Source organism: Eisenbergiella porci (genome assembly GCF_009696275.1).
GTDB classification, from domain to species: domain Bacteria; phylum Bacillota; class Clostridia; order Lachnospirales; family Lachnospiraceae; genus Eisenbergiella; species Eisenbergiella porci.
The window spans coordinates 1-7,999 of the sequence record NZ_VUMI01000099.1 but is presented as its reverse complement, the minus strand read 5'-3'; the positions used below and the strand labels follow the sequence as shown (position 1 = coordinate 7,999).

At 39.3% G+C, this 7,999-nt stretch carries 5 protein-coding genes and 1 pseudogene; 5 read left to right on the top strand and 1 reads right to left on the bottom strand.

Features of this window, described 5'->3' with window-relative positions; translation table 11 throughout:
* Positions 1-133 precede the first annotated feature (133 nt).
* Genes FYJ45_RS28435 through FYJ45_RS28415 form a run of 5 tightly spaced genes read left to right on the top strand, consistent with a single transcriptional unit; the run spans position 134 to position 6,321 of the window.
* Positions 134-1,075: an ABC transporter permease gene (locus tag FYJ45_RS28435; RefSeq protein WP_321170340.1), complete on the top strand. Its 942-nt coding sequence runs from the start codon at positions 134-136 to the stop codon at positions 1,073-1,075.
* Positions 1,076-1,086: 11 nt separating this feature from the next.
* Complete coding sequence (locus tag FYJ45_RS28430) at positions 1,087-1,974, top strand: carbohydrate ABC transporter permease (RefSeq protein ID WP_154468327.1); 888 nt, start codon at positions 1,087-1,089, stop codon at positions 1,972-1,974.
* Positions 1,975-1,981: 7 nt separating this feature from the next.
* Positions 1,982-3,976, top strand: a complete 1,995-nt coding sequence (locus FYJ45_RS28425; RefSeq protein WP_154468326.1) for a beta-galactosidase — start codon at positions 1,982-1,984, stop codon at positions 3,974-3,976.
* Positions 3,977-4,018: 42 nt separating this feature from the next.
* Positions 4,019-5,314: an MFS transporter gene (locus FYJ45_RS28420; RefSeq protein ID WP_154468325.1), complete on the top strand. Its 1,296-nt coding sequence runs from the start codon at positions 4,019-4,021 to the stop codon at positions 5,312-5,314.
* A gap of 2 nt (positions 5,315-5,316) precedes the next feature.
* Positions 5,317-6,321: a PHP domain-containing protein gene (locus FYJ45_RS28415; RefSeq protein ID WP_154468324.1), complete on the top strand. Its 1,005-nt coding sequence runs from the start codon at positions 5,317-5,319 to the stop codon at positions 6,319-6,321.
* Between the two features lie 178 nt (positions 6,322-6,499).
* Here FYJ45_RS28415 and FYJ45_RS28410 read toward each other — a convergent pair.
* A pseudogene (locus FYJ45_RS28410) lies at positions 6,500-7,879 on the bottom strand (IS1182 family transposase); the annotation flags it as partial.
* Between the last annotated feature and the right edge of the window lie 120 nt (positions 7,880-7,999).

The following is a 7,999-nucleotide window of genomic DNA, read 5'->3' as shown; positions in this document are numbered from 1 at the left end:
TACCCAAAACCCTCTATTTTCGTACCAGATACAGAGAAATGTCCATCCTCTTGGCTCATTTATCTGAGATATGAAATTAAAAATTTCTTGAAAAATAAGGAAAAAACACTTGACTAAATAGGGAGGATAAAAAGTGGCAAAATCGAAAAAAGTAATGAAAAAAAGAAACCATCAGAATAGAACAATGTTTCATTTGATGTTGTTTTTACCATGCATGTTCTTGCTGATTTTCAATTACCTGCCCATCGCAGGTATTACAATGGCTTTTCAGAATTTTTATCCGGGGCTTGGTTTTCTGAAATCAGAGTGGGTTGGATTAAAAAATTTCGAAACTTTATTTTTGCATCCGGATACATGGCCTGCAATTAGAAATACATTAATAATTGCAATGGGAAAAATTATCGGTAATCTGGTAATTCCGGTATCTTTTGCATTGTTGCTGAATGAAGTTAAAAATAAAAAATTTAAGAGATCTGTACAGACAATTACATATCTGCCTTACTTTTTATCATGGGTTGTGTTAAGCGGTATTTTAATTAATTTTCTTTCGCCGGGAAGCACAGCGGAAAGTGCAGGATTTTTGAATAATGTTTTGATTAAGCTGGGGATGATTGAAGAGCCATTGTATTTTCTGGGAGATTCCAAATTGTTCAGGGGTACAATGATTTTGAGTGATATATGGAAGAATTTTGGTTTTAACACAATTGTATATCTGGCGGCATTGACAGGAGTGGATACGACATTATATGAGGCGGCGGCAGTAGATGGTGCTGGTCGATTAAAACAGACCTGGCATATTACACTACCGGGAATTGCTCCGTTTATTGCACTAATGACAATTTTGTCGATTGGAAATGTATTGAGTGCCGGATTCGATCAGATTTTCAATTTATATAGCCCGGCAGTATATTCTACGGGAGATATTATCGATACATTGGTGTATAGATGGGGAATGATCAATCAACAGTATTCTTTATCGGCAGCAGTTGGAGTCTTCAAATCTGTTGTATCAATGATACTGATTTTGGGTGGTTATAAATTGGCGGATAAATATGCGGGATACAGAGTTTTTTAGGAGGTGAAAATATGATAAATAATTCTAAAAGCAGAAAGGTATTTCAGATTTTTAATGCGGTTTTTATTACGTTGATTACAGTGAGCTGTCTGATTCCTATTCTTAACGTATTATCGATTTCTTTCAGCAGCTCCCAAGCGATTATTGAAAATAGAGTAGGACTGCTTCCGGTACAGTTTACTTTGGATGCATATAAGTATGTTGTCAAAAGCGATCAGTTTTGGAAAGCCTCGATGATTTCCCTGGAAAGAGTGATGCTGGGAGTACCAATCAGTATTCTTCTTACAATCATGGCGGCATATCCTCTTTCCAAATCAGAAAAACAGTTTCCGGAAAGAAAGTGGTATGTAGGGTATTTCATTATACCGATGGTGTTTGGCGGTGGTTTGATTCCCACTTATTATGTGATTTCCAAATTACATATGATTGATACGATATGGGCGTTGGTCTTACCTCCGGCAGTGAATATTTTTAATGTAATTCTGGTAATGAATTTTTTTAGAAATATCCCGGGTGAGCTGGAAGAATCGGCAATGCTGGATGGCGCCAATCAATGGGTGATTTTGAGTAAGATTTATATTCCGCTGTCCAAACCATCTATCGCGACGATTACATTATTTGCATTGGTATTTCAGTGGAATTCATGGTTTGACGGATTGATTTACTGTAATTATACGGACAATTATCCATTACAGTCGTACTTACAGACAATTGTTACATCTACTAAAGAAGCTGTTTTTGAAGGGGATGTAACGATGATCATGCAGCTTTTAAATCTTAATTCCCAGAATATTGAAGCAGCCCAGATTTTTATTGCAATGTTACCCTTATTGGTAATTTATCCGTTTTTACAAAAATATTTTACTTCAGGTTTGACACTGGGAAGTGTGAAAGGGTAAAAGGATTATGAAAAGAACAGAATATGAATGGAATCGCGTATCCCTGATCAGAAATGGGAAACCCTGGTTTCCAGTAATGGGAGAATTTCACTATTCCAGATACCGGAAGCAGGATTGGAAAAAAGAACTTCAGAAAATGAAAGCCGGGGGAATTGATATTGTAGCCAGTTATGTGATATGGATTCATCATGAGGAAGAGGAAGGAAGGTTTTTCGTCGGAGAAAATTGTGATCTGGCCCATTTTTTGGAGCTCATACAGGAATTGGGAATGTTGATGTTTTTAAGGATCGGTCCATGGATCCATGGAGAAGTAAGGAATGGAGGATTTCCAGATTGGCTGCTGAAAAAGGAATTTACCGCAAGATCTAATGACCCGCGCTATTTTTGTGCGGTAGAAAAGTACTATAGAAAGATAGCAGGCATAGTGGAAAAATTTCTGTGGAAGAACGGCGGACCGATTATTGGGATACAGATTGAAAATGAGTATCATGGCATTCCGGGCATGTGTAAGGAAGAGCAGAACGAGCATATGAAAGAATTGGCTCGAATTGCCAGAAAGGTAGGGCTGGATACTCCGTATTATACCGCCACAGGATGGGGAGATGCAGCAACCGGCGGAATGGTTCCGGTGATGGGGGGATATTGCGAAGCACCCTGGGATAGCAGGATATGCGAAATAGAAGCTTCATCCAATTATGTTTTTACGAGAGAACGGGATGACGGAAGAATAGGAACAGATTTAGCCATAGGAGCAGGATGCGATTTTGACAGTAGCAAGTTTCCTTTTCTGCTGGCAGAACTGGGGGGAGGGGTACAGGTTACCGCTCACAGAAGGCCGATTGTATCAGGAAAAGATATTGGCGGAATGTCTTTGACAAAAATAGGGTGTGGAGCAAATCTGCTGGGATATTATATGTATCATGGAGGTACAAACCCGCTGGGAAAATACAGTACGATGCAGGAATCAAAGGAAACAGGCTATCCCAATGATTTGCCGATATTGAATTATGATTTTATGGCACCGCTGGGCCAATATGGACAAGTAAGAGAGTCCTATTATCAGATTAGAAGATATGGCATGTTCTTAAAGGATTTTGGTGAAGAATTGTGTGGAATGAATACATGGCTGCCATCAGGAAATTCTGAAAATCCGGAAGATTGCAGAACATTGCGTTATGCCGTGAGGCACAATGGAGAAAAAGGATATTTATTTATCAATAATTATCAGAGAAGAAGAGTACGGAAGAATTTTGGAAATCAGAGCATTTCGTTTATGATCGGGACAGAGAAGGTTACGTTCGAAGGACTAAATATTGCAGATGGAGATTATGGATTTTATCCATTTGGAATGGAGGTTGGAGAAGCTGTTTTAAAAACCGCATTAGCGACACCTTTATGCAGACTGCAAAATGAAAATCCGGTATATGTGTTTTATTCGGATACAGATCCAAAATATGAATGGATAACTGCTCCGAAATCAGTGGATCAGGTTATTACGATTACAGATAAAGAAGCGCTGTATGCTTCAAAATTGATTTTGGATCAGGAGTATCTGGCAGTAGCAGAAGGAATCCTGTGTACAGATCAGAAAGAGATTGTCTGGTATGAATGTCCGGAGAAAGAATGTCCCAAGATTAAAATTTATCCGCCATTACAGGCAGTACCCCAGGGGATAAGCGAGGTTGGAACAGAAGGAATTTGGACAGTGTATGAAATAACAGCGAAGCCGATTGAAGAAGAACAGAGACTCAGTGTTGCCTATAAAGGAGAATCTGCTCAATGTTTTTATGAAGGAAAATGTATTGCAGATGATTTTTATAATGGTCAGGAGTGGGAAATTGGTCATTTAGAAGAGCTAGATATAGAAAAGTTAGAATTTAAAATCAATCCATTTTATAAAAAAGGAACGATTTTTCTGGAAGTTCCGGAACCGGAAGAGAATCAGGCGGAAATAATGCATAAAACAGTAAAAAGGGTTTATACCTATCGTCTGGAGATATAGAAGGGAAAACAGAAGCGGTACGGAAAAGGATGGGAGAAAAAGATGGATATAAAAATAACGGATAAAAGGCGGATCATACTGTTTTTTCTGTTATGCTTTTTAGCGTATTTTTCTACTTATTTGGGAAGATTAAATTATTCTGCATCTCTGGTACAAATGATAGCGGAAGAAGGATTTGAAAAAGGAACGGCAGGAATCATTGGCACGGGATTTTTTATTGCTTATGGAATCGGGCAGCTAGTCAGCGGATTTTTAGGAGAATATCTGAATGGAAAGCGCATGGTATTTACGGGATTATTTATCTCAGCCGTTTTGAATGCATTGATGGCATTTTCCCATTCAATCGGGACGATGAGCGTTATCTGGTGCATGAATGGGATGGCACAGGCGTTGATATGGTCTCCGTTGTTAAAAATGATTTGTGATATAGTGGATGATCATGTGGCAGCAAAAATTTGCCTATATATTAATTTTTCAGTGCCGATGGGGACCTTTTTTTCCTATTTGCTGAGTGCAGTGTGCTTAAAGTGGTTTGGATGGAGGATGGCCTTTTTGATGCCGGCTGTTCTGATACTGCTTTCAGCTGTTTTGTGGTTGTATGGTATTACGAAAAAGACACCATATGATCAAGTATATCTGAAATGTCATCGAAGCGTCAGACAGATGTATAAGCGAAAAGGAAAAGTGAAATCTTCAGAATTCAAGCGGCAGATTGCGGCAGAAATCTGTTGGATCGGAAAATCAGGAGTCTTCATTTTGATGATAGCTTTGTTTGTACAGGGCGCGTTAAAAGACGGAGTAACCACATGGGTTCCAACATATTTGCAGGAGGTATATAAAACAGAAACGGCATTTGCGGTAATCGGGACTACGTTATTGCCGCTGTGTAATCTGATGGGGGTATCTCTGGCTTCGGTTGTAAATAAAATCACAGGATATCATGAGATTGGTGCGGCCTCTTTTTTCTTTGGCATTTGTATAATATCTCTTTCTGTATTATATTTCTGGAATGATTGCGGAGTTACAGCATCGCTGTTATTGTTGGCAATTGCGACAACTTCAATGACGGGGGTAAATACGATGCTGATCGGAGTATTGCCGTCTCGGTTTGGAGCAGTAGGAAGAGCTTCTGTGATTTCCGGTGTCTTAAATTCAGTGGTATATTTGGGGTGCGCGGTATCAACTTATGGAATTGGTGCGCTTTCAGAATCTTTTGGATGGAATTTTACATTTTTGATCTGGTTGATCGCTGCAGTGATTGCAATGGGAATTTGTTTGTGCTTGATAAAAAAATGGAGTGTATTTCTTGAAAATTTAGGAAAACAGAAAGGAAAATAAAGATGAAGAGAATTGAGCTTCTTTCAAAAAATGTTCCGTATTATAAGGCGAATCTGCATTGTCATAGTACTGTTTCGGATGGGAGGCTGACACCGGAAGAAATAAAAAATGAATATAAAAGGAGAGGATATCAGGTAATCGCATATACAGATCATAACCGCTACAGGAACCATACGGAGTTGAATGACAAGGAGTTTATCGCGATTGCTGCTATAGAAACGGATATAGATCGGCCAAGAGAAGTAAAGGAAGACTATTCAACAGTACATACGTATCATTTGAACTGGTACGATACGAAACCGGAAGAATATAAAGAGGAAAAGAGAGCACTTGGCCGTCCGGAACAGATTTACGGGGATTTTGGATATCTGAATCAGTATATTCAAAAAATGAAAAAAATGGGATTTTTGTGCTGTTATAATCATCCTGACTGGTCGTTACAGGATATCGATGAATATAAAGGGTTTCAAGGCTTATGGGGAATGGAAATTTACAATCACGGATGCGAGGTTGACAGCATGAACGGATATAACCCAAATGTGTATGCACAGATGCTGAGATCTGGACAGAATCTTTTTTGTGTTTCAACAGACGATAATCATAATGTAGAAAGTTTGAATGATAATTTATGTGATTCCTTTGGTGGATATATCATGATAGGAACGGATGATTTTTCTTATCAGGGAATTATGAAGGCGCTGGAACACGGGGATTTTTACAGTTGTTGTGCGTTCCGGGGGCAGGGAGAAGCACCAAAAATCCATGAAATGGTAATTGAAGAGAATAAATTAAAGGTAAAATGCAGTCCTGTGGACAGAATTTTTCTGCATACAATCGGCAGAAATTGTTACCGGGCTTCTTCTCAAAATGGAAATACGCTCACGGAAGCAGTTTTTCCTTTAAAGGGAACGGAAGGATGTATTAGGGTGCAGATTTATGATAAAGAAGGAAGGCATACCCATTCAAATGCTTATTTTTTGGGAGATGATCAAATTATGGTAGAATAAAAAGCAGTTCAGGGTTTGTTTTTGGGGTAAAAACACAGAGGGTGTCGCAAAATCATCAAATTAGATGATTGAGCGATACCCTCGTTCTCTGTATAAAAAAATCCGGAAGGATTCCTTTTGTTTTAAGACCCCTTTCGGATTTTGGCGTACTTTTATAATGCTTCTGTTTTTAGGCTTTTTAAGCAGTTTCTTTGACCGGAAAAAGATAACTTCCCAGCCGCTCTTTTTGGATTTTTGCGTGCAGTTTATTGATATTATAGCCCATGCAAAGCAAAAGAATCTCCAGTTTTACCCTAGTTTTTCCACGGAGCAAAAATCTTTGAAATGCATAATCGTGTTTTAGAACACCAAAGGCCCCTTCCACTTGAATACTGCGGTTCATGCGGTATTGGATTCCTGTTTCGCTCAGGATATTTTCATAGGATTCCTGACGCTTTTCCAGAAAACTTTTTGAGATATATAATCGCTTGTTTCCTTTTGCTTTGGTACATTTTTCTTTATAAGGACAGCCGCTGCAGTCTTCGCATTCGTAAACGGTCACTTCTGATTCATAGCCGCTCTTGCTTTTCTGTTTTCTGATGAAAACGGGAGACAGTGTTTTTCCAGCGTGACAGGTGTATGTGTCAGCTTTTTCGTCATACCCCATGTTTTCACGTTTGCTGATATCCTGTTTGAAACTCCGCTTCTTCCATTTTTCATAAGTCTGTGGTTTTATGTATGGTTTCTGCTTTACACTTCTCAGGTATGTATACGCTTCTTCACTTTCATACCTCGAATCAGCTGTTACACTTGGATAACGGAAACCCAGGTTCTTTTCCATTGTTTTTAAAAAGGGAACCAATGTCCAGACGTCATTCCGGTCCTGAAAAATATCCGCTGCCACGATATATTCGCTGTCTGCTGCAATCTGTACATTATACCCCGGCTTTAACTGTGCATTTCTCATATGGTCATCTTTCATGTGCATAAAGGTTGCATCCGGATCGGTTTTACAATAATTATTTCTCCCCTGGAAACTTGCTGTATGCCAGTCGTAAATAGTCTGACGTTCGAGAAATCTGCGGAAAAGCTCAAAATACCGTTGATTTCTGCTTTTCCGTCTCCCTCGTCCATGAACAAAAACGGTGTTGTCTGTCCGGCAGCGTTCTTCTAAAAACAGGACGATTTTCTGCAGATCCTGTGTCCTTGTTTCCAGAACGGCTGAAAAATCCTGCAGATATTCCCTGTTCAGAAGCTGTACCGCTCCCTGTATCTTCTGGAACATTTTTTCTTCCCATTTTCCTACCGATTTTTTCCAGACAAAGGTATATTTGTTCGCACAGGCTTCTAACTTTGTCCCGTCAATAAATACAGTCTCCTTTGACAGTTCTCCTGCCTGTTCCAATCGTCTTACCATCTGTTAAAAAAGAGTTTCACAGGCATTTGCAAGGAAGCCTGTATGAAAACGGGCGATTGTACTGTGATCGGGGGCTTTCTGCCCGGCCAGCAGCCACATAAAGTTGATGTCCCGTTTACAGGCAGTTTCAATTTTTCTCGAAGAATAGATGTTTTGAGAATAGATTAGGAAAGTTCTAAGTCAGGGGCTCAAAATCAAGAGCTTGATATGAACTTCAAGCCCCTGATTTAGTACTTTCCTTTTGAACCAAGTCGCACATGCGGACCTCTTATGCCGTTTTAA